Source organism: Serratia sp. Z4 (assembly GCF_009900725.1).
GTDB lineage: Bacteria > Pseudomonadota > Gammaproteobacteria > Enterobacterales > Enterobacteriaceae > Serratia > Serratia nematodiphila.
This window is the reverse complement of the sequence record NZ_JAAABD010000019.1, coordinates 1-22,206: the sequence shown is the minus strand read 5'-3', so window position 1 is coordinate 22,206 and position 22,206 is coordinate 1. Positions and strand designations below refer to the sequence as shown.

At 62.1% G+C, this 22,206-nt stretch carries 22 protein-coding genes; 19 read left to right on the top strand and 3 right to left on the bottom strand.

The window, feature by feature from the left end:
* The first annotated feature begins 376 nt into the window (after window positions 1–376).
* A complete protein-coding gene (locus GT753_RS25420) occupies window positions 377–529 on the top strand; it encodes a Hok/Gef family protein (protein WP_004937610.1) in 153 nt (50 codons plus the stop codon).
* Window positions 530–653: 124 nt separating this feature from the next.
* Here the strand turns inward: GT753_RS25420 and metK are convergent, their stop codons facing one another.
* Window positions 654–1,808 (bottom strand): methionine adenosyltransferase, encoded by a 1,155-nt coding sequence (gene metK, locus GT753_RS25415; RefSeq protein WP_004937596.1) that lies wholly within the window; start codon window positions 1,806–1,808, stop codon window positions 654–656.
* A gap of 908 nt (window positions 1,809–2,716) precedes the next feature.
* Here metK and speA point away from each other — a divergent pair.
* The 3 genes from speA (at window position 2,717) to GT753_RS25400 (ending at window position 6,297) form a co-directional block, all read left to right on the top strand.
* Window positions 2,717–4,693 carry a biosynthetic arginine decarboxylase gene (speA, locus tag GT753_RS25410; protein ID WP_004937600.1) on the top strand — a complete coding sequence of 659 codons (1,977 nt, stop codon included), beginning with the start codon at window positions 2,717–2,719 and terminating at the stop codon, window positions 4,691–4,693.
* A gap of 194 nt (window positions 4,694–4,887) precedes the next feature.
* A complete protein-coding gene (speB, locus tag GT753_RS25405; protein WP_004937606.1) occupies window positions 4,888–5,808 on the top strand; it encodes an agmatinase in 921 nt (306 codons plus the stop codon).
* Window positions 5,809–6,144: 336 nt separating this feature from the next.
* Window positions 6,145–6,297: a Hok/Gef family protein gene (locus tag GT753_RS25400; RefSeq protein WP_033638576.1), complete on the top strand. Its 153-nt coding sequence runs from the start codon at window positions 6,145–6,147 to the stop codon at window positions 6,295–6,297.
* Between the two features lie 110 nt (window positions 6,298–6,407).
* Here GT753_RS25400 and GT753_RS25395 read toward each other — a convergent pair whose 3' ends face one another.
* Complete coding sequence (locus tag GT753_RS25395; protein WP_021504738.1) at window positions 6,408–7,649, bottom strand: MFS transporter; 1,242 nt, start codon at window positions 7,647–7,649, stop codon at window positions 6,408–6,410.
* Window positions 7,650–8,046: 397 nt separating this feature from the next.
* On the opposite strand from GT753_RS25395, the gene GT753_RS25390 reads away from it, so the two are divergent.
* The 14 genes from GT753_RS25390 (at window position 8,047) to GT753_RS25325 (ending at window position 21,017) form a co-directional block, all read left to right on the top strand.
* On the top strand, window positions 8,047–8,364 hold the full coding sequence (locus GT753_RS25390; protein ID WP_004937614.1) for a non-heme iron oxygenase ferredoxin subunit: 318 nt from the start codon (window positions 8,047–8,049) through the stop codon (window positions 8,362–8,364).
* A 2-nt stretch (window positions 8,365–8,366) separates the two neighbouring features.
* Window positions 8,367–8,675 carry a recombinase-like helix-turn-helix domain-containing protein gene (locus GT753_RS25385; RefSeq protein WP_004937617.1) on the top strand — a complete coding sequence of 103 codons (309 nt, stop codon included), beginning with the start codon at window positions 8,367–8,369 and terminating at the stop codon, window positions 8,673–8,675.
* 20 nt (window positions 8,676–8,695) lie between these two features.
* Entirely contained in the window at window positions 8,696–9,739 is a 1,044-nt protein-coding gene (locus GT753_RS25380; protein ID WP_160126125.1) for an aromatic ring-hydroxylating dioxygenase subunit alpha, read from the top strand.
* The gene (locus GT753_RS25375) at window positions 9,736–10,491 is read left to right on the top strand and encodes an SDR family oxidoreductase (RefSeq protein WP_015379012.1); all 756 of its coding nucleotides are present in this window, start codon (window positions 9,736–9,738) and stop codon (window positions 10,489–10,491) included. The genes GT753_RS25380 and GT753_RS25375 overlap by 4 nt, the downstream gene beginning before the upstream one ends.
* 37 nt (window positions 10,492–10,528) lie before the next feature.
* Window positions 10,529–11,323, top strand: a complete 795-nt coding sequence (locus tag GT753_RS25370; RefSeq protein ID WP_004937625.1) for an IclR family transcriptional regulator — start codon at window positions 10,529–10,531, stop codon at window positions 11,321–11,323.
* A gap of 109 nt (window positions 11,324–11,432) precedes the next feature.
* Window positions 11,433–12,374 carry a VOC family protein gene (locus GT753_RS25365; protein WP_049243187.1) on the top strand — a complete coding sequence of 314 codons (942 nt, stop codon included), beginning with the start codon at window positions 11,433–11,435 and terminating at the stop codon, window positions 12,372–12,374.
* Window positions 12,371–13,582, top strand: coding sequence for an NAD(P)/FAD-dependent oxidoreductase (locus tag GT753_RS25360; RefSeq protein WP_021504735.1), 1,212 nt, complete (start codon window positions 12,371–12,373; stop codon window positions 13,580–13,582). Before GT753_RS25365 ends, GT753_RS25360 begins: the two co-directional genes overlap by 4 nt.
* A gap of 23 nt (window positions 13,583–13,605) precedes the next feature.
* A complete protein-coding gene (locus GT753_RS25355) occupies window positions 13,606–14,862 on the top strand; it encodes an MFS transporter (protein ID WP_015379009.1) in 1,257 nt (418 codons plus the stop codon).
* A gap of 32 nt (window positions 14,863–14,894) precedes the next feature.
* Entirely contained in the window at window positions 14,895–15,419 is a 525-nt protein-coding gene (locus GT753_RS25350; protein ID WP_004937634.1) for a cupin domain-containing protein, read from the top strand.
* The gene (locus tag GT753_RS25345; protein ID WP_160126124.1) at window positions 15,419–16,237 is read left to right on the top strand and encodes an alpha/beta fold hydrolase; all 819 of its coding nucleotides are present in this window, start codon (window positions 15,419–15,421) and stop codon (window positions 16,235–16,237) included. Before GT753_RS25350 ends, GT753_RS25345 begins: the two co-directional genes overlap by 1 nt.
* Window positions 16,234–17,028, top strand: a complete 795-nt coding sequence (locus GT753_RS25340) for an SDR family oxidoreductase (protein ID WP_004937639.1) — start codon at window positions 16,234–16,236, stop codon at window positions 17,026–17,028. The genes GT753_RS25345 and GT753_RS25340 overlap by 4 nt, the downstream gene beginning before the upstream one ends.
* A gap of 15 nt (window positions 17,029–17,043) precedes the next feature.
* A complete protein-coding gene (locus tag GT753_RS25335) occupies window positions 17,044–17,838 on the top strand; it encodes an aspartate dehydrogenase (protein ID WP_160126123.1) in 795 nt (264 codons plus the stop codon).
* 16 nt (window positions 17,839–17,854) lie between these two features.
* Window positions 17,855–19,324 carry an aldehyde dehydrogenase gene (locus GT753_RS25330; RefSeq protein WP_004937646.1) on the top strand — a complete coding sequence of 490 codons (1,470 nt, stop codon included), beginning with the start codon at window positions 17,855–17,857 and terminating at the stop codon, window positions 19,322–19,324.
* 52 nt (window positions 19,325–19,376) lie between these two features.
* Window positions 19,377–21,017: a thiamine pyrophosphate-binding protein gene (locus GT753_RS25325; protein ID WP_085337119.1), complete on the top strand. Its 1,641-nt coding sequence runs from the start codon at window positions 19,377–19,379 to the stop codon at window positions 21,015–21,017.
* 41 nt (window positions 21,018–21,058) lie between these two features.
* Here the strand turns inward: GT753_RS25325 and GT753_RS25320 are convergent, their stop codons facing one another.
* Window positions 21,059–21,811 carry a M48 family metallopeptidase gene (locus tag GT753_RS25320; RefSeq protein WP_004937650.1) on the bottom strand — a complete coding sequence of 251 codons (753 nt, stop codon included), beginning with the start codon at window positions 21,809–21,811 and terminating at the stop codon, window positions 21,059–21,061.
* A 238-nt stretch (window positions 21,812–22,049) separates the two neighbouring features.
* Between GT753_RS25320 and GT753_RS25315 the strand changes: the two genes are divergently transcribed.
* On the top strand, window positions 22,050–22,206 hold a 157-nt coding region (locus tag GT753_RS25315; RefSeq protein WP_174242134.1), incomplete at its 3' end, for a hypothetical protein.

Here is a 22,206-nt window from a genome sequence, read left to right as displayed (position 1 = left end):
GAAGCATCAGGATAAGAAGGACCAAGAGATCGAGCAGCAGATGGAGCTGTTGCAGGATTAACTCGAAAATTGCCCCCTTTTAGGGGGCGTCGTGTAAAGCCACCTCCTCAGGAGGTGGTCTTTTACTTTTCATGGTGTTGTAAGGCGCTGCGAGCGGTCGCGCAAAAATGATATTGGGGGCGAAAAGGAACACGAGGCGTGGTGGTGAGATGAATATACTGCGGGCGGGTGCTCTGGATCTTTGTCTCTGGAGCCCGAGCGAAAGATACAAAGAGAAAAGCCCCGAGTCGATATTCATCAACCCGAGGCCTACTCTAACGCATCACAACGTTAAGTTAGCCTCTTACCCGCCGCGAGGCAAGGAGAAGAAGGCATGATGCCGAACAAACGGAGCCTGTTAAAATTGGTGGTTATTTGTGCCACAGTAATATCACTGGCATGGATAACCCGCAGCACGCTGTGTGAGCTGCGGATCCGATCGGGCACTACGGAGGTTGCGGCCATTTTGGCTTACGAATCCGAACGGTAAGGCAACCCGGCGGCGGGGGCGGTGCCTCCGCCGGCCGGCAGTCGATGCGTTGATCCGGGAGCACCCATCCGCTCAAAAAAAACGGCGAGCCTTGGCTCGCCGTTTTTCATGTTGATGTCGGGGCTTATTTCAGGCCGGCGGCATCGCGCAGCAGCTCAGCTTTGTCGGTCGCTTCCCACGGGAAGTGCTCGCGGCCGAAGTGGCCGTAGGCGGCGGTTTCGCGGTAGATCGGCTGCAGCAGATCCATCATCTGGATCAGGCCGTATGGGCGCAGATCGAAGAATTCGCGCACCAGCAGCGTCAGCTGTTCGGTTGGCACTTTCTCGGTACCGAAGGTTTCCACCATGATGGAAGTCGGTTCCGCTACGCCGATAGCGTAAGACACCTGGATCTCGCAGCGATCGGCCAGGCCGGCGGCGACGATGTTTTTCGCCACGTAGCGCGCCGCGTAAGCCGCGGAACGGTCAACCTTGGACGGATCCTTACCGGAGAAGGCGCCGCCGCCGTGGCGAGCCATGCCGCCGTAGGTGTCGACGATGATTTTACGTCCGGTCAGGCCGCAGTCGCCCATCGGGCCGCCGATAACGAAACGGCCGGTCGGGTTGATGTGGTATTTGGTGCCCGCCGTCAGCCATTCCGCCGGCAGTACCGGCTTGATGATCTCTTCCATCACCGCTTCTTGCAGATCTTTCAGCGCGATGTCTTCGGAATGCTGGGTGGACAGAACGACGGCGTCGATGCCGACGATTTTGCCGTCGTCGTATTGGAAGGTCACCTGGCTCTTCGCGTCCGGGCGCAGCCACGGCAGGGTGCCGTTTTTACGCACTTCGGACTGGCGCTGCACCAGACGGTGTGCGTAGGTCACCGGAGCCGGCATCAGCACGTCGGTTTCGTTGGTGGCGTAGCCAAACATCAAGCCCTGATCGCCGGCGCCCTGCTCGAGAGGATCGGTACGGTCAACGCCCTGATTGATATCCGGGGATTGCTTGCCGATAGCGCTCAATACTGCGCAGGAGTTGGCGTCAAAGCCCATGTCCGAATGAACGTAGCCGATCTCGCGCACGGTCTTGCGGGTGATCTCTTCGATATCGACCCAGGCGCTGGTGGTGATTTCACCGCCGACCAGGACCATGCCGGTTTTCACGTAGGTTTCGCAGGCGACGCGCGCCTTCGGATCTTGTTCCAGGATGGCGTCGAGGACGGCATCGGAGATCTGGTCGGCGATTTTATCTGGATGTCCTTCGGAGACGGATTCGGACGTGAAGAGGTGTTTAGCCATTGTGTTCTTTACCTTGCATAAGACGGGTTAGAAATTACTGCACAGCGCTGGAGATCCGGCATCGAAGCGAAGGGTCTTCCGCTGATGGCGCGAGATGCATCCTGCAACGCCCCTCAGGCAAAGCCGTTAAGCAGTTTATCAGTTAACCAGTATAGATGGATTAACATCTGGACGTCTATTTTAGGTCAGGGTTTAGCCAGATTGCCAGTAATTTTTTGCGCTTTCGCTCTTTTGCGCAAACGGGTTGGCGCCATTTTCATCGCTTGAAACAGTTTTCGGCGAATTTTCATTTTGCTTTTTCACCTGCTTACCGGTATAAACTGCGCGCGCGGTTCATTTGCTGCACAGTACGGCGGTCTGGCGTGGGGGAAGGTACGATAAACTTCCGCTTTGCATTCGCCGGCATTGCGCTATTATCCGTCGCGGGCGTTCGCCGTGGCGCCGCCGCTTCATCGAACGGTCACGTTCTTACACTATTTTAGAGGCTGGGTCGTTCACTCCGAACGGCGCGCGTGGAGGTGGTTGGATTAATGATCCGTTGTCTACCGGTTGTTGGTTCCCAACAGCAGTGCCGTTCTGGCGCACATTCTTCTGCTATTTCCCGTCTTGTCTCTCTGTCACTTACCAGGTGCGATAAACACTTGGCCGCTACTCAGGATTCTCGGGCCGGCTAACGGTCGTCTGAAGAACTGAACAAGGGTAGCCTGCAGCCTTCCTGTGGGATGTTTCTTGGCCCGATTCACGAGGTTTGAACAGGGTGTCTTACAATTATATGAGTGATAAACCGATCGCTGACCGCGAACGGCAGTTCTCTTCGCTGCCGCCGGCGCGGCTTGTTGGGTTGTTCTCGCGGGTTGTAGCTGCGATAGTGGCTGGCGGTTTCGTCAGTACGGAATGTGAGGCGAACCATGTCTGATGATCTGTTGATTCACCGTCCGCCGGTTGCGGGCGAGTCTTTATCTTTGCGCTCCATGCAGGAGGTTGCCATGAATGATCGTAATGCCAGCAAGATGCTGCGTACTTATAACGTCGCCTACTGGGGCAACAATTACTATGACGTCAACGAGCTGGGCCATATCAGCGTGTGCCCGGATCCGGATGTCCCGCAGGCGCGCGTCGATCTGGCAGAACTGGTGAAAACGCGCCAGCAAGACGGCCAACGTCTGCCGGCGCTGTTCTGCTTCCCGCAGATCCTTCAGCATCGCCTGCGTTCGATCAACGCCGCGTTCAAACGCGCGCGCGAGTCCTTCGGTTACCAGGGCGGCTATTTCCTGGTGTATCCGATCAAGGTGAACCAACATCGCCGTGTGATTGAATCGCTGGTGAATTCCGGCGAACCGCTGGGGCTGGAAGCCGGCTCCAAGGCCGAGCTGATGGCGGTGCTGGCGCATGCCGGCATGACCCGCTCGGTGATCGTCTGTAACGGTTATAAAGATCGTGAATACATTCGCCTGGCGCTGATCGGGGAAAAACTGGGGCACAAGGTGTACCTGGTGATCGAAAAGATGTCCGAGATCAACCTGGTGCTGGAAGAAGCCGAACGCTTGAACGTCATACCGCGCCTGGGCGTGCGTGCGCGTCTGGCGTCGCAAGGCTCCGGCAAATGGCAGTCGAGCGGCGGCGAAAAGTCCAAATTCGGTCTGGCGGCGGTGCAGGTGCTGAAGCTGGTGGAGACCCTGCGCGAAGCGGGCCGTCTCGACAGCCTGCAGTTGCTGCACTTCCACCTGGGCTCGCAGCTGGCCAACATTCGCGATATCGCCACCGGCGTGCGCGAATCGGCGCGCTTCTACGTTGAGCTGCACAAGCTGGGCGTCAACATTCAGTGCTTCGACGTGGGCGGCGGTTTGGGCGTCGACTACGAAGGCACCCGCTCGCAGTCCGATTGCTCGGTCAACTACGGCCTGAACGAATACGCCAACAACGTGATTTGGGGCATCGGCGACGCCTGTAACGAACACGGCCTGCCGCACCCGACGGTGATCACCGAGTCCGGCCGCGCCGTGACCGCGCACCACACGGTGCTGGTCTCCAATGTGATCGGCGTAGAGCGCAACGAATTCAGCGAACCGCAGCCGCCGGAAGCCGACGCGCCGCGCGCGCTGGAAAGCATGTGGGAAACCTGGCTGGAAATGAACGAGCCGGAGAACCGCCGCTCGCTGCGTGAATGGCTGCACGACAGCCAGATGGATCTGCACGACGTGCATACCCAATATGCGCACGGCATGCTGGACCTGACCAAGCGCGCCTGGGCCGAGCAGCTGTATCTGAACATCTGCAACAAGATCCAGCAGCAGCTCGATCCGAGCAACCGCGCGCACCGCCCGATCATCGACGAATTGCAAGAGCGCATGGCGGACAAGTTCTACGTCAACTTCTCGCTGTTCCAGTCGATGCCGGATGCCTGGGGTATCGATCAACTGTTCCCGGTGCTGCCGCTGGAAGGGCTGGATAAGCCGCCGGAAGGCCGTGCGGTGCTGCTCGACATCACCTGCGATTCCGACGGCACCATCGACCATTACGTCGACGGCGACGGCGTGGCGACCACCATGCCGATGCCGCCGTACGATCCGGAGAACCCGCCGGCGCTGGGCTTCTTCATGGTCGGTGCGTATCAGGAGATCCTCGGCAACATGCACAACCTGTTCGGCGACACCGCCTCGGTTGACGTGTACGTGTTCCCGGACGGCAGCGTCGAGACCGAATTGTCCGACGAGGGCGACACCGTGGCGGACATGCTGGAGTACGTGCAGCTCGATCCGAGCGCGCTGCTGTCCAAATTCCGCGACCAGGTCAAAGAAACCGATCTGGACAGCGAGCTGCAGGCGCAGTTCCTGGAAGAGTTTGAAGCCGGCCTGTACGGTTACACGTATCTGGAAGACGAGTAACCGCCCTCTTCAGGGGGGCGATGTCGGCCCCCTTGAAGCATGAGCAAAATGCAGCCATAATCTGCCGTATCGGTAGCACCGAAACACACATCGAATAAATCCCTTTCTCGTCGGGCTAACGACGCGGGAGGGATTTTTTTTTGTAACGGCCCGGCGTCTGCGCCCGGCAACTTGTTGAACTACGAGGGTTTACTATGAGCACCTTAGGCCATCAGTCCGATAATTCATTAGTGTCCAACGCCTTTGGTTTCCTGCGCTTTCCGCTGAACTTCATGCCTTACGACAGCGATGCAGAGTGGGTCATCACCGGCATTCCGTTTGACATGGCGACCTCCGGCCGCGCCGGCGGCCGTCATGGCCCGGCGGCCATCCGTCAGGTGTCCACCAACCTGGCCTGGGAAGGCAATCGTTGGCCGTGGAGCTTCGATCTGCGCGATCGCCTGAATGTGGTTGACTGCGGCGACATCGTGTTCAACTTCGGCGATGCGCAGGACATGAGCGACAAGCTGCAGGCGCACGCGGAGAAACTGCTGAAGGCCGGTAAGCGCATGCTCTCGTTCGGCGGCGACCATTTCGTCACCCTGCCGCTGCTGCGCGCGCACGCCAAGCATTTCGGCAAGCTGGCGCTGGTGCACTTCGACGCCCATACCGATACCTACGCCAACGGCAGCAAGTTCGACCATGGCACCATGTTCTATCATGCGCCGAACGAAGGCCTGATCGATCCGCATCACTCGGTGCAGATCGGCATTCGCACCGAGTTCGATCATGACAACGGCTTTACCGTACTGGACGCCGCGCAGGTGAACGATCGCAGCGTGGATGACCTGCTGACGCAGATCAAAGGCATCGTCGGCGATATGCCGGTGTACCTGACCTTCGACATCGACTGTCTGGATCCGGCGTTCGCACCGGGCACCGGCACGCCGGTGATCGGCGGGCTGACCTCCGATCGCGCGCTGAAACTGGTGCGCGGCATGCAGTCGCTGAACATTGTCGGCATGGACGTAGTGGAAGTGGCGCCGGCTTATGACCAGTCCGAGATCACCGCGCTGGCCGCGGCGACGTTGGGTCTGGAGATGCTGTACCTGCAGGCGGCCAAGAAACACGCCTGACGCCAGGCCACGCCTCGCTGAAAAAGCGGCTCCCATCGAATTGGGGCCGCTTTTTTTATTTCGTTTGTCGCCATCCGCGCGGCGATTTTCAGCCTGTTGCAACGCCTTTGCGCAATCCTGCGCAGAAATGAAAAAGAGTCAGGAAAAAGGGAGCCGGGATAGCGGGGTGGATGAATATACTGCGCGCGGGTGCTCTGGATCTTTGTATCTGGAGCCTGCGTGAAAGGTACAAAGAGAAAAGCCCCGAGTGATATCCATCAACCCGAGGCCAACTCTAACGCCAGACAACGTTAAGTTAGCCTCTTACCCGCCGCGAGGCAAGGAGAAGAAGGCATGATGCCGAACAAACGGAGCCTGTTAAAATTGGTGGTTATTTGTGCCACGGTAATATCACTGGCATGGATAACGCGCAGCACGCTGTGTGAACTGCGGATCCGATCGGGCAACACGGAGGTTGCGGCCATTTTGGCTTACGAATCCGAACGGTAAGGCAACCCGGCGGCGGGGGATGTCCCCCGTCTGCTGGTTGTTGGCGTCCAGATCCCTGAGCACCCACTTAAAGCATTCGGTTTTCCGCTACGGAGGAGAGGGGAACGGGGTTATGCCCGCTTCACCTGCCGCGCCAGCAACATGCGGCTAAACAGCGCGCCGCCCGCCAGCAGCGTCAGCAGCTGTGAGGCAATCAGCACCGCAAAGCCTGAAGACACCTTACCCTGGCTGGCCATCACCATGCCCATCGCCATCGGCACGAACGCCGAGAATAGATTGCCGATGCCGTTAATCAGCCCATAGGCGCTGCCGACCGCCTCCGGCCGCGCATAATGCTGCAGCAGCGTGGGGATCGCCGCGCCCTGCACGCCCCAACAGGCGTTGGCCGCCAGCAGGAAGAAGGCGATCCAGCCAAGCTGATGGCTGTTCATTACGCCATAGATGCACAGTGCGGTCGCCGCGCCGCCAAAGACGAAGATCAGCGGCGCCTGATAAGGACGGATGCGATCGAGCAACGCGCCGCCGAGGTATTTGGAGGCGATGCTGACGATGAAAGGCAGCGCGGCCATCCAGCCCATTTGCTTGATGGAGAACCCCTTTTCATCGGTCAGGTAAGCCGGCAGCCAGGCGCTGGAGCCCCACAGGTAACTGAGCGTGGCGATCTCGATCAGCAGGATCCAGCCGAGCATCGGCGTGCGCCAGGCCAGCGCAAAGGTGTGCCAGACACGGCTTAGCACCGGTTGCGGATCGGCGGGGCGTGAAGATGAAGATAAGGCGAGCGGATGAACGAACAGCCGCACCAGCATCAGGCCCAACAGCAGGTTGAGCAGCGCCAGCAGGTGAAACGACATCGCCCAGCCGAAGTGCGCCATCAGAAAACTCACCAGCGGAAAGCCGATCACCAGCCCCAACGAGACGCCCAGCGCGCTGACCGCGTTGGGCTTGCCGCGCTCGTCGGCGGCGAAATGATCGCTGATGTACATGGTTTTCAGCGAGAACAGCGGCCCTTCGCTGACGCCAAGCAGCGCGCGCACCACGCACAGCAACAGCAGCGATCCCGCCAGCGGCGAGGCGGCGGTGAGCAGCGCCCACAGCACCACGCTCAGCGTCAGCGCGCGGCGGTAACCCATCAGCGTTTCCAGAAACGGCGTCAGCAACATGGCGGAGAGGCCGTAACCGAGTAAAAACACCGTCATCAGCGTGCCCTGGTGAGCGCGGTCACCGCCGAGTTGAAAGTGTTGCAGGAAGTCGGGATTGACCAACATCACGGCGATATTAACTCGATCCGCATAGGCGATAACGATCAGAAACAGCAGGGCGATCACCCCAAACCAGCGTTGACGTTGTTGCACGGCGCGTTCCTCAGTGCGAGCGGTTGACGAATTCAGGCAGCAGTAAACTCACCCGAGGATGCCATTTGGCGCAAACGCGGGGATGGGGCTGATTGATGTAAATTTATTGTTATCAAATAGGGTGTAAAAGACAGAGAGAAAACACTTTTACGCGCAATACGCCGCCGGGATCAACGCATTTTTTGCCATAAATTAGCGAGGGAGCGCACAACTGACATAGGTTTTTCATATCGGTGCATGATTTCGTGATCTTTCCCGCATTTGTCATTTTTAAACAACCTTTCATTAACATTTGCCGTTCCGCTCGCTTGACGAAAGTTTCGCCAGACTTATAGTGGCTGTATTAAATAAGAAACTGAGTTTCATATATGAAACAATCAGATAGAGGATAAAAGCAATGAGCTGGAAGAATGTGTGCGAAGTGTCTCAGGTGAAAGAAGATTTTCCTTTCTCCGGCAAAGTGGAAGGAAAGGAGATCGGGGTGTACCTGCTCGACGGTAACTACTACGCGCTGGAAGACGTCTGCCCGCATGCTTATGCCTTGCTCAGCCAGGGGTTTGTAGACGACGGCAAGGTTGAGTGCCCGCTGCACGAAGCGCTGTTTGACGTGCGTACCGGCCAGTGCCTGCGCGAGCCGGGCGGCCGCGATCTGCAAACCTATCCCACCCGGGTGGTCGACAACCAAATCCAGATCACCTTTATCGCGGAGGAGTAATCATGCAGCACATCACCGATTTCAATCCCTGGCTGCCGGACACCCAACAGGTGACGCCGGCCCGCGAAGGCGGCAACGGTCAAATCCATCAGCCGGGTCAGTTCCGCAATGTCATCTGGCAAAACCGTGCCCGGGTGCCGGACGGCTTCGAAACCGCCCTGGTGGCGGCGCTGGAAACGATCTTCGATCAGGGGGCGGAAGAGCTGGAGCAGATCGTCAGCGCGTTGAATCAGCGTCGTCTGTTCGATCGCAGCGGCCAGCCGTGGAATGAGGCGACGTTCCGCGAATTCCTTCACGTTAACGGTTTCTGAGCGACACCCGGGAGAAGACAATGACAGCAAACACAACATCCTCCGAACAGAGCTTGCAGGACTATCTTGACCAGGGGCTGCGCGGCATGTGGTATCCGGTGCTGGCCAGCTGGGAAGTGGGCAACAACCCGGTCGGCATCACCCGCCTGGGGCAGCAAATCGTGGTGTGGCGCGACGGTGAAGGCCAGATCCATGCGCTGGAAGACCGCTGCCCGCACCGTGGCGCGCGGCTTTCCATGGGGTGGAACCTCGGCGATCGCATCGCCTGTTGGTATCACGGGGTGGAAGTCGGCGGCGACGGGACGGTGAAAGACGTGCCGGCGGTGGATCGCTGCCCGCTGGTGGGGCAAAAATGCCTGCGATCTTACCCGGCCAAAGAAGCCTATGGCGCGGTGTTTCTCTATTTCGGCGTGACGGCGGATGAAGCGCCGGCGGAGCTGACTTTCCCGCAAGAGCTGGCGGACGAAGCGTCGTACAGTCATTTTCTGTGCACCGCCAGCTGGAACTGCAACTACCAGTACGCCCTGGAAAACGTGATGGATCCGATGCACGGCACCTACCTGCACTCCTCTTCACACTCGATGGCGGAAGGGGATCGCAAGGCGGACATGGCGCTGGAGCCGACCGACAGCGGCTTCATCTTCAAGAAAAACGGCCAGATCGGCGTCAACTTCGACTGGGTGGAATTCGGCAACAGCGGCGCGTATTGGATGCGCCTGTCGATCCCGTACAAGAAGCGCTTCGGGCCGGGCGGTCACTTCTGGATCATCGGCATGGTGGTGCCGGAGGACAAGGATCACTGCCGGGTATTCTTCTGGCGCATTCGTAAGGTCAAGGACTGGCAGCGCGACATGTGGCGCTTCATGTACCGCAATCGTCTGGAATCGTTGCATTGGGACGTGCTCGAGCAGGATCGCATCGTGCTTGAGAACATGGCGCCTAACGCCCGCGGCCGCGAATATCTGTACCAGCACGACGTCGGTCTTTCTCGCCTGCGCCGCCTGATGCAGAAAGAGGCGCAAAAACAGCTGGCGACGCTGCGCGAGCGGGAGGCGGCGCAGTGAACGGCCTGCTGAACGGTAAACGCATCGTGGTCACCGGCGCGGCGCGCGGCCTGGGCTACAGCTTTGCCGCCGCCATCGCCGCTGCCGGCGCGCAGGTGGTGATGTGCGACATTTTGGCGGATGAGCTGGCGGCGAGCGGCGCCGCGCTGCGTGAGCAGGGCGCTCAGGTGGAAACGCAAACCATCGATCTGGCGTCACCGGATTCGATCCGTTCGGCGTTCGAGAAGATCGCCGCCGGCGGCGGGATCGACGGCCTGGTGAACAACGCGGCGCTGGCGACCGGCGTCGGCGGCAAAACCATGATGGAATACGATATCGAACTGTGGGATCGGGTGATGCAGGTCAATGTGCGCGGCACCTGGCTGGTGAGCCAGGCGGCGGTGCCGCTGCTGGCGCGCAACCCGCACGCCAAGATCGTCAACGTGGCGTCGGACACCGCGCTGTGGGGCGCGCCGCGCCTGATGGCCTATGTTGCCAGCAAAGGCGCGCTGATCGCGATGACCCGATCGATGGCGCGTGAGCTGGGTCCGCAGGGGATATGCGTTAACGCCATCGCGCCGGGCCTGACGCGGGTGGAAGCTACCGAGTATGTCCCCGCCGAGCGCCACCAGCTGTACGAGCAGGGGCGCGCGTTGGCCGGGGCGCAGCACCCGGACGATGTGAACGGTACGGTGCTTTATCTGCTGTCGCCGCTGGCGGATTTCGTCACCGGTCAACTGCTGCCGGTCAACGGCGGCTTCGTATTCAACTGACGGCCCGCAGGGCAGGCGCACAGCGCAGGAGCGAGAGATGGCGGACGAGCAAGCATGTAAGTATCTGATCCCGGGGCTGGATCGCGGGTTGCAGTTGCTGCTGGCGTTTGGCGAGCAGCATAAGGAGATGACCTTCGCCGAGTTGCATCGCCTGGTCGATATGCCGAAGGCCACCGCTTATCGCGTGGTGCAGACGCTCGAACACCTGGGCTTTCTGGAGCGCAATCCGCGCACCAACACCTTTGCGCTCGGCATCAAGGTGCTGCGTCTCGGCTTCGAATATATCGCGTCGCTGGACGTGGCGCAGGCCGGCCAGCCGGTGATCGAGCAGCTGCGCGATCGCAGCCAGTGCAGCAGCCATCTGGCGATCCGCGACGGGCGTGACGTGATCTATATCGCCCGCGTCAGCGCCGCCGGTTCGCAGATCAATCAAGTCAGCGTCGGCACCCGCTTGCCGGTGCACCAAACCTCGCTCGGCCGCATGTTGTTGACCAGCGCGACTCGCAGCGAGTTCGAACAACTGTATCCAGACGCGCAGCTGCCGGGCAATGCGCCGGGCACCCCGGCGGATCGCGAAACGCTGTGGCAGATGGTGCAGCAAGACAAGGCGCGCGGCTATGTGATCGGCGAATCGTTCTTCCGCCACGGCATCTCCTCGATCGTCTACCCGATCTTCAACCGCGAGCAGCGGGTCGAGGCGGTGGTCAGCATCATGGTGCCGTCCGATGAGATCCCGAAAGCGGATCGCGAGCGGCTGCGCATGGAAGTGCGCGACGCGGCGGAGAAAATTTCCGGCTTCCTCGGCGCGCCGCCGCAGGCCAACGTCGGCTAACCGACAGGACCGACTCTTTTACTCAGGCAGGGACAAGGCCCGTAGCAAACAGGGGCCGGGGTTCACTCATGCCTGAAAACCGTATGCAGCGAGAACGTGAGGCTGAACAATGAGCGTAATCGGAATCGAAAAACTGGAATTTGGCGTCGAAGATCTGCCAACCTGCGAAAAATTCATGCAAGACTTCGGCCTGCAGTCCGCCACGCAACATTGGGGCGAAGCGCAGCGCGAATTCACTACCCTGAGCGGGGCGCGGGTTGTCCTGCATCCGCGGCAAAGCGCGGCGCTGCCTGCGGCGTTTGAAGGCGGTTCCACCCTGCGCCGCATGACCTGGGGCGTGGCCTCGCCCGCCGATCTGGCGCGCCTGCAGCCGCGTTTGGCGCTGATGCCCGGTTTCCGCCAGGTGGGAGAAGAGCTGGAGTGCCTCGATCCCAACGGTATGACGCTGCGCTTCGTCGTCAGCCGCCAGCAGGCGGTCGAGGTGCCGGTCACGCCGATCAACCAATGGGGCGACGTGCGCCGCATCGATCAACCCAGCCCGGTCTATTCGCAGGCGCAGCCGATCAACATTGGCCACGTGGTGTTCTTCGTTGAAGATCTGGCGGCGACCGAGCGTTTCTACCGCGAGCTGTTGGATTTCCAGGTTTCCGATCGCTATATCGATCGCGCCGTCTTCCTGCGCACCCAGGCGCGCGGCGGCCACCATAACCTGTTCCTGCTGAAGCTGCCGAACCGCCCACGCGGCCTGAACCACGTGGCGTTCACCGTGCGCGATATCCACGAAGTGATCGGCGGCGGCATTGCCATGAACAAAGAGCAGTGGAGCACCTTTATCGGCCCCGGGCGTCACCCGATCTCCTCGGCCTATTTCTGGTACGTCAACAGCCCGACCGGCGGCGCGTTCGAGTACTACACCAACGACGATTATCTGACGGAAAACTGGCAGCCGCGCGAGCTGGAACATTCGCTGGTCTCCTTCACCGAATGGGCAGTAGAGGGCGGCATCGATCACGACACGCGCCGCCAGCATAAAAAGGCGGAGGCGTTATGAACCGGCCGGAGCAGGCGGGCATCGTCATCGTCGGCGGCGGCCAGGCCGGCGGTTGGGCGGCCAAGACGCTGCGCGACCGGGGTTACAGCGGCCGGCTGACGGTTGTCAGCGACGAACCCTACGATTTTTACGAGCGGCCGCCGCTGTCGAAAGCGGCGCTGCTGGATGCCGCGGCGCCCCTCAGCCGGCTGTTCAGCGAACAGACGGTGGCGGAGCTGAATATCGACTGGCGCCGCCCGCTGCGCGCCGAGTCCATCGACGCTGAACAGCAAATCGTTACGCTCAGCGACGGGCAACGGCTGCAGTTCGAGCAGTTGCTGATCGCCACCGGCGGGCGGCCGCGTTTGCCGAGCGCTGCCTGGGCGCAGCACCCGCGCGTGATGACGCTGCGTTCCTGGGACGATGCGGCCCGGTTGCGGCAGGGGCTGCAGGGCTGCCGTCGCCTGGCGATCGTCGGCGGCGGTTGGATCGGGCTGGAGATCGCCGCTTCCGCGCGGCGTCTCGGCGCCGAGGTGACGGTGTTTGAACGCCAGCCTGCGCTGTGCATGCGCAGCGTCGGCGCCGATGTCTCACAGGCGTTGCTCGAACTGCATCGCCGGCAGGGCGTCACGGTGCTGTGCGGCTGCGGTGAGATCTCGCTGGAAGATCGCGACGGCGCCGCCTGGATCGGCAGTGAAGCCAGCGATCCGCAAGCCTTCGATCTGGTAGTGGTGGGGATCGGCGTCGAGCTGAATCTCGAACTGGCGCGCAGCGCCGGGCTGGCGATCGAGTCCGGCATTGTGGTCGACGGCCAGGGGCGCACCAGCCATCCGGCGATCTTCGCCGCGGGCGATGTGGCGCGTCACCCGACGCTTGGCCTGTGCCTGCAGTCCTGGGCCTACGCGCAAAATCAGGCCATCAGCACCGCCTGCGCGATGCTCGACGCCTTCGCCGCCCCGTATGACGACGTGGCCTGGCTGTGGTCGGATCAATATGACGTCAATATCCAGATCCTCGGCGTGCCGAGCGGCGGTGTGCACCATGTGGTGCGCCGCACGCCGCAGTCGCAGGTGTTCTTCACGCTGAACGCCGATCGGCAGCTGGTGCAGATGGTGGCGTTCAACGACGCGCGCACCATCAAGCTCGGCAAGCGTTGGTTGGCGAGTGGCCGGGTGCTGGATCCGCAGCAACTGGCGGATGCGGAGTTTTCTTTGATGGCGTTGAAATAACGCCCGAACCTCGGGAGCGTTTTATGACTACGCAAGACATTGACGCCCGCGCTGGACGGGCGGGGGAAACCGTTGCCGAAAATCCGCAGCAGCGGGTGCGCTGGTCGGTACCGATCGCGCTGTTTGCCTGCGTGCTGCTGGCGTTTTTCGACAAGATCAGCATCGCGGCGCTGTTTTCCGACGCCGAGTTTCAGCAGGCATTGGGCATCGGTTTTGACCCGGCGCGGCTGGGCTTGCTGATGAGCGCGTTTCTGTTCTCCTACGGCATTTCCTCCATGCTGCTCAGCGGCATCGGCGATCGGCTTAATCCGGTCAAGGTATTGATTGGCATGATGGTGGTGTGGGGCGTGCTGATGGTGTTGATGGGGCTGGTGCGTTCCTATCACGCCATGATGACGCTGCGCATCCTGCTCGGCATCGCCGAAGGGCCGCTGCTGCCGATGGCCTACGCCATTATTCGTCAGGCTTTCCCGCCGCAGCTGCAGGCGCGCGCCACCATGCTGTGGTTGCTCGGCACGCCGCTGGGGGCCGCGCTCGGCTTCCCGGTCACCCTGTACATCCTCAATACCTTCGACTGGCAGGCCACCTTCTTCTTTATGGCGTTTCTGACGCTGCCGGTGATGTTGCTGGTGCTGTTCGGCATGCGCCACCTGAACGTCGCGCGTCCGGCGGCGGCGGCCAAACCGGCGGTGTCCGAACGCAAACAGCATCGCCGCGAGCTGCTGCGCAGCCCGCATTTCTGGATGATTTGCCTGTTCAACATCGCCTTCCTGACCTACCTGTGGGGCATGAACGGCTGGCTGCCGAGCTATCTGATCAAGGGCAAAGGCATTCATCTGGAACATGCCGGTTACCTCTCTTCGCTGCCGTTCATCGCCATGCTGCTCGGCGAAGTGCTGGGCGCCTGGCTGTCGGACAAGCTGGATCGCCGCGCGCTGGCCTGCTTCCTGTCGCTGTGCGGCGCCGGCCTCGGTCTGGCGGTGGTGTTGCACTTGCAGGGCACCTACAGCGTGATCGCCGCCATGGCCTTCAGCACCTTTATGTGGGGCGCCGGCGCGCCGAATATTTTCGCGCTGTTGGCGAAGGCCACCAGCAGCAAGGTGAGCGCCACCGCCGGCGGCATCTTCAACGGATTGGGCAATTTTGCCGGTGCGCTGGCGCCGGTGCTGATGGGGGCGCTGATCGCCGCCACCGGCAATATGGATAACGGCCTGCTGTTCCTGGTGGTGATGGCGTTCGTCGGCTGCCTCATTCTGCTGCCGTTGCTGAGAAAGTACTGATTAATCAATCGATTCAACAGAGGAGTGACAACATGTCTCAGGTTGAGAACAAAGCCGGCGTCAAGCCGCAGGATCTGTCGATGGAAAACTGGGTGGAGTCGCGCATCGCCCGTTTCGAGGGCCGCAAATATGACTGGAACGCGCTGAAATTCCAGGCCGACTTCGACCCGAAATACCGCCGTGCGCAGATGCGCTACATCGGCACCGGCGCCACCGGCGTGGCCAGCGATGCCAACACCATTCCGGCAGGCAACTTCACCTTCTCCACCATGGTGCTGCCTTCGAAGTGCGAGGGCCCGCTGCACCTGCATGATGACGTGGAAGAAGTGTTCTTCATGCTGAAAGGCAGCATCACGCTGATGATTCAGGATGGCGAAGAGTATTACGAAACCAGGCTGAAAGAGCGCGATCTGATCTCGGTGCCGGCGGGGGTGTATCGCGGCCTGTTCAACCACGGCGAGGAAGAGGCGCTGATGTGCGTGATGCTCGGCACCGCCAAGCCGGAGATCCCGACCTATCCGGCGGATCACCCGCTGTCCAAAGTGAAGCGCAACTGATGAACGGCCTGGCGCAACGCCAACGGGCGCGCTGCGGGGCGTACACCCTGAGCTGGCGCGAGGCCGGGCAGGGGCGGCCGGTGGTGTTGCTGCATGGCATCAGCTCCGGATCCGCCTCGTGGATCAAGCAGTTCAACGATAACTGCCTGACGGACGGCCACCGTCTGGTGGCATGGGACGCGCCGGGCTACGGCGGCAGCCTGCCGTTGGCGGATCCGCAGGCCGATGCCGCCGGTTATGCGGCGGCGTTGGCGGCGCTGATTGATGAGCTGCAGCTGGTGCAGCCGCTGATCGTCGGCCATTCGCTGGGGGCGCTGATCGGCAGCGCCTATGCCGCCGGCTATCCGGATGGGCTGTGTGGGCTGGTGTTGGCGGATCCGGCGCAGGGCTATGCCACGGCGCCGGAGGAAAAGCGTCGGCAGGTGTACGGCCAGCGCCAGCAGATGATAGAGACGCTGGGGCCGGTGGGCTACGGCGAGCAGCGGGCGGCGGCCTTGCTGCGTGAAGGGGCGGATCCGCAGGATATCGCCTGGGTGCGCAACGGCATGCAGCAGCTCGATCCCGACGGTTTTCTGAGTGCCGCCTGGATGCTGGCCAACGATGATATCGGCCGCTATCTGGCGCGCTATCGCGGCCCGCTGGAGGTGTGGTGCGGCGAACAGGATCGCATTACGCCACCGGAGAAGGCGGCCGAGCTGGCGGGTGAACAGGACGCGGCGCTGCGTCTGATCGCCGCCGCCGGTCATGCCAGCTACCTCGATGCGCCGGCGTGTTTCAACCGCTATCTGCGGGACTTTACGGGAGCAATCCAACGATGAATTTTCAGCTTGAGGATCGGGTGGCGGTGGTGACCGGCGGCTCGTCGGGCATCGGTTTCGAAACCCTGAAGCTGCTGCTGGCCGAAGGGGCGAAAGTGGCGTTCTGCGGCCGCGATCCGGACAAACTGGCCGGCGCAGCAGCCAGCCTGCGCGCGGACTTCCCGCAGGCGGATATCCTGGCGCTGCGCTGTGACGTACTGGACGCGCAGCAGGTGGCGCAGTTCGCCGCTCAGGTGACGGCGCATTTCGGCGGCGTGGATCTGCTGATCAACAACGCCGGTCAGGGCTTCGTCGCCCATTTTGACCAGACGCCGCGCGAGGCCTGGCTGCATGAGGCCGAGCTGAAGCTGTTCGGCGTGATCAACCCGGTGCAGGCGTTCTTACCGGCGCTGGAACGATCGGCGATCGCGTCTATCACCTGCGTCAACTCGCTGCTGGCGCTGCAGCCGGAAGAGCACATGATCGCCACCTCGGCGGCGCGTGCCGCGCTGCTCAACATGACGCTGACGCTGTCGAAAGAGCTGGTGGGCAAAGGCATTCGCGTTAACTCGATCTTGCTGGGGATGGTGGAGTCGGGCCAGTGGCGCCGCCGTTTCGACGATCGCAGCGATAAAGATCAAAGCTGGGAGCAGTGGACGGCGGCGATCGCCGAACGCCGCGGCATCCCGATGAAACGCCTCGGCAAGCCGCAGGAGCCGGCGCAGGCGCTGTTGTTCCTCGCTTCGCCGCTGGCTTCCTTTACCACCGGCGCGGCGCTGGACGTTTCCGGCGGCTTTAACCGCCATGTGTAGCAGGGGCCGAGAAAGATGAAGAAGATCATGATGATTGGTTACGGCGCAATGGCGAAGGAAGTGATCGCCCGTCTGCCGGAAGGCGTGGAGGTCGGCTGGATCCTGGCGCGCGCAGCTCATCATGCGGCGATCGCCGAGGCCTTCGGCGGGCGGGTGCAGGCGCTGACCCATCCGGAGCAGTGTTCGCAGCGGCCGGATTTGGTGCTGGAGTGCGCCAGCCAGCAGGCGGTAGCGGAGTTTGGCGAGGCGGTGCTGCAGCGCGGTTGGCCGCTGGCGGTGATCTCGACCGGCGCGCTGGCGGACGCCGCATTGCAACAGCGGTTGCAGCAGGCCTGCCGCAGCCATCACGGGCAACTGATCGTGCTGTCCGGCGCGGTGGCGGGCATGGACGGGCTGGCGTCGGCGCGCGAAGGCGGGCTGGAGAGCGTGACCTATCAGGCCAGCAAAAGTCCGGCCAGCTGGCGCGGCAGCCCGGCGGAGCAGCTGATCGACCTCGATGCGGTGCGCGAGGCGCAGGTATTTTTTGAAGGGTCGGCGCGTGAAGCGGCGCGTTTGTTCCCGGCCAACGCCAACGTGGCGGCCACCATTGCGCTCAACGGCCTGGGGATGGACGCCACCCGGGTGCGCCTGCAGGTCGACCCCGCCACCCGACGCAATACCCATCGCCTGCAGGTGTGCGGCGACTTTGGCGAGTTTCACATCGAGCTGAGCGGCACCCCGCTGGCGAGCAATCCCAAAACATCAACCCTGGCGGCGCTGAGCGCGGTACAAGCCTGCCGCCGTCTGGTGGACGGCGGTTTTATTGCCTGAACGGCAGGAGCGGAGCATGGAACGATTGAATATTTTTGTCGCCGGGCGCTGGCGTGAAGGGCGTGGCGAAGAGATGGCTTCGGTATTCCCGGCCGACGGCAGCGTCAACGCGCGGCTGCGCGCCGCTAACGTCGAGGACGTGAACGAGGCGGTGGAAGCGGCGGAACGCGCCTGGCGCGCGCCGGAGTGGCGCGGACTGGTGCCGCACCAACGCGCCTCGATTCTCTACCGCGTCAGCAACCTGATCCTGGCGCAGCAGGAACAGCTGGCCGAGCTACAGACTCGCGACAACGGCAAACCGCTGGCGGAAACCCGCGGCCTGGTGGCCAGCGCGGCGGCGACCGCGCGCTATTTCGCCGCCGCCTGCGAGGTGTTGGAAGGCGAGCTGCCGACCCCGCGCAGCGCCGAGGTGATGACCCTCAGCCAGTATCAACCGATGGGAGTGATCGCCGCCATTACGCCGTGGAACTCACCGATCGCCAGCGAAATGCAGAAGGTGGCGCCGGCGCTGGCGGCGGGCAACGCGGTGGTGCTCAAACCGGCCGAAGCCACGCCGCTGATGGCGCTGAAGCTGGCCGAGCTGTTCGAACAGGCGGGACTGCCGGCCGGGCTGCTCAGCGTGTTGCCGGGCAAAGGTTCGGTGATCGGCGAGGCGTTGGCGCGCCATCCGCTGGTGAAGAAGATTTCCTTTACCGGCGGGACCAGCACCGGGCGCCATTTGGCGCATATCGCCGCCGATAAGCTGATCCCCACCTCGCTGGAGCTGGGGGGCAAATCGCCGACCATCGTGCTGGAGGACGCCGATCTGGAACAGGCGGCGCGCGGCATCTGCTACGGCATTTTCAGCTCCGCCGGCCAGGCGTGCATCGCCGGCTCGCGCCTGTTCGTACACCGTTCGCTGTATCAGCCGCTGCTGGCGCGCTTGACCGAGCTGAGCGCGGGATTGCGCATCGGCAACCCGCTGGTGCCGGGCGTGCATCTTGGCCCGCTGATCAGCGCCAAACATCGGCAAAGCGTGGCGGACTACGTGGCGCTGGCGCGGCAGGAGGGCGGCCGGGTGGTCATCGGCGGCGAAGCGCCGGCCGATCCGCAACTGGCGAGCGGCAGCTATTACCTGCCGACCATTATTGAAGGCTTGAACAACGACGCCCGCGTTTGCCAGGAAGAGATCTTCGGCCCGGTGCTGGTGGCGCTGCCGTTCGACGACGAGCAACAGCTGATCGAACAGGCCAACGACTCGGTGTATGGCCTGGCGGCCGGCATCTGGAGCCGCGACTTCCCTCGCGCGATGGCGCTGGCGGAGCGGCTGGAAACCGGCACCGTCTGGGTCAATACCTACAAAACGTTCTCGATTTCCACGCCGTTCGGCGGTTTCAAGGAGAGCGGGTTGGGCCGCGAAAAGGGCCTGAACGGCATCAAGGCCTACATGCAGCAGAAAAGCGTGTATCTGGCGCTGAGCCATCAGGTGAACCGCTGGAGCGACTAGGCCGACACCTCTACGCATAACCCTAATAACGATTACCCTAAGAAGGCAGATGATGAGCGATAAAATCACGGTTGGCGAGGCGATAGCCCGGACTCTGGAACAGTACGCGGTGTCGGCGATGTACGGCATCATTTCGATTCATAATCTGCCGATCGCCGATGCGGTGGGGCAGCGCGATAAAATTCGCTTCGTGCCGGCGCGCGGCGAAGCGGGGGCGGTCACCATGGCCGACGCGCACGGGCGCTTCTCCGGCCTGGGCGTAGCGTTGACCAGCACCGGCGCCGGCGCCGGCAACGCGGTGGGGGCGATGATTGAGGCGCTCAACGCCAACACGCCGCTGTTGCATATCACCGGCCAGGTGGAAAAAGCCTATCTGGATGCCGACGCCGGTTTTATTCATGAAACCCGCGATCAGCTCGGCTTCCTGCGCGCCTGCTCCAAGCGCGCTTACCGTGTCAATTCGCCGGAGCAGGCGGTGGCGGTGATCCAGCGAGCGATCCTGGATGCGCAAACCGTGCCCTGCGGCCCGGTGGCGGTCGAGATCCCGATCGATATTCAAAGCAGCCTGGTGTCCCGCTCGGTACTGAGCGAGCCGTTGGCGCCGGCGCCATTGCCGAAGGCGGACGATGCGGCGGTGGAACGGCTGCATCAGCGGCTGAAACAGGCCAAGCGTCCGCTGCTTTGGTTAGGCGGCGGCGCCTTGGCCTGCGGCGACGCGGTGCGCAAGCTGGCGGACGCCGGCGTGGCGGTGATCTCCAGCACCCACGGGCGCGGCATTCTGCCGGACAGCCATCCGCGCAGCCTGCGGGCGTTCCACAACTCGCCGAGCATCGAAGCGATCCTGACGCAGTGCGATCTGACGCTGGTGGCCGGTTCACGGCTGCGCAGTAATGAAACCCGCACCTGGACGCTGCCGCTGCCGCGCCCGCTGGTGCAGATTGACATCGATCCGGCGGCGGCCAACCGCAACTACCTGGCCGATGAGCAGATCAACGGCGACTGCGCGGCGCTGCTGGCGGCGCTGGCGGCGCGGTTGGCCCCCGGCGAAAAGGTCAACGCCGAGTGGGATGCCGAAATCGCGGGGGCGGTGCAGCAGGCGGAGAGCGCGCTGCGCCAGCAGTCCGGTGAATACGCCAAACTCAATGACGCCATCGACGCCGCACTGCCGCAGGACGGATTGCTGGTGCGCGATATCACCGTTTCCGGCAGCGTCTGGGGCAGCCGTTTGTTCCGCGCGATCTCGCCGCTGTGCAACATTCACTCGCTGGCCGGCGCTATCGGCATGGGGCTGCCGATGGCGATTGGCACCGCGATTGCCAACCCGCAGCGCAAGGTGGTGGGGCTGGTGGGCGATGGCGGTTTGGCGCTGGGCCTGGGGGAACTGGCGACCATGGCGCAGGAACAGGTGAACATCACTCTGCTGATCATGAACGATGGCGGTTATGGCGTGATGCGTGGCATTCAGGACAAGTATTTCGCCGGGCGCCAGTATTACAACGAGCTGCATACGCCGGCCTTTACCCAGATCGCCGAAGCGATGGGGTTGAAAGCCTGGAAGGTGGACGCGGCGTCGCAGTTCAACGGCGTGCTGGCCGAGGCGATCAATTACCCGGGGCCGTCGGTGGTCGAGGTGGACATGAAGCAGGTCGGGCCGCTGACCTTCGCCGGGCCGCCGCAGAAAACGCTGTATTGAGACGATAAAAAACGCCCGGCGATTGCCGGGCGTTCTCGTGGTTATTTCTCTGCCGCGATGCGATCGCGAATGTGCTGTGCGCGCGCTTGGGAAGACGGGTGATCGTCGAACATGCTGCTCTGACGACCGGCTTCCATTTGGGCCAGTTTTTCGAAGCTGGTGGCCAGGCCGTTCGGATCGATACCGCGTTTTTTCAGCAGATCGAACGAGTAATCATCCGCTTCGCTTTCCTGCTTCTGCGAGAACTGGGCGCTGACCAGCTTCTCGCCGATATCCGCCAGCTGCGACTGCGACAGCGAGCCGATGACGCCGCCGGCGGAGGACGCCGCGGTGCGCAGCGCCACGGTGCCGTAAGCCACCTGCATCGCTTTACGGGTGTGGCCCAGCGCCACGTGGCCCATTTCGTGGCCCAGCACGCCTTCCACTTCGTTGTCGTTCATGATGTCCATCAGGCCGCTGTAGACGCGAATGCAGCCGTTGGCCATCGCCCAGGCGTTGACGTCTTTGGTCACGTAGACCTTGTAGTTGGCCGGGGTGCCGTTGATGTTGTCGCCCAGTGCCGCAGCGATTTTGTTGAGGCGCTTGGCATAGGTGCTGTCGGCCGGCGCGATTTGTGCCTTGCTGTCCATCTCGGCGCAGGATTTATCACTCAGGGCCTTAACGTCGTTGTTGCTCAGGGTCGCCGCCTGGAACGCCTGCGCGCCGGACTGCATCAGGGTTTCGGTATTCAGGTTTTGACAGCCGGTTGCCAGGGTGGCAATGCCCAACGCAATCAAAGAGGTACGAATTTTCATAACGCCATCTTCCTGTGAAGGTAACAAGGTAAAAGAGTCATTTTGCCTGGAGGAAATCGTGTCGCAAGAGCCTAGTGTACGCCAGCCGGAGCGAGAATAGTGTTATTCCGAAAAAGCGTCCAATCGTGCTAATAAGTGGTGAACTCGCTCTCATTTGGCATTAGGGATTGCCGTTGTGATGTGGAGTCTGAGAAAATAGGGAACTTGACTGCTTTTTTTATCCGACCTGGAGTAAAACATGTCCTCTCGTAAAGAGCTTGCCAACGCCATCCGCGCACTCAGCATGGACGCCGTACAAAAAGCAAATTCCGGCCACCCGGGGGCCCCTATGGGCATGGCGGACATCGCCGAAGTCCTGTGGCGTGACTACCTCAACCACAACCCGACTAACCCGC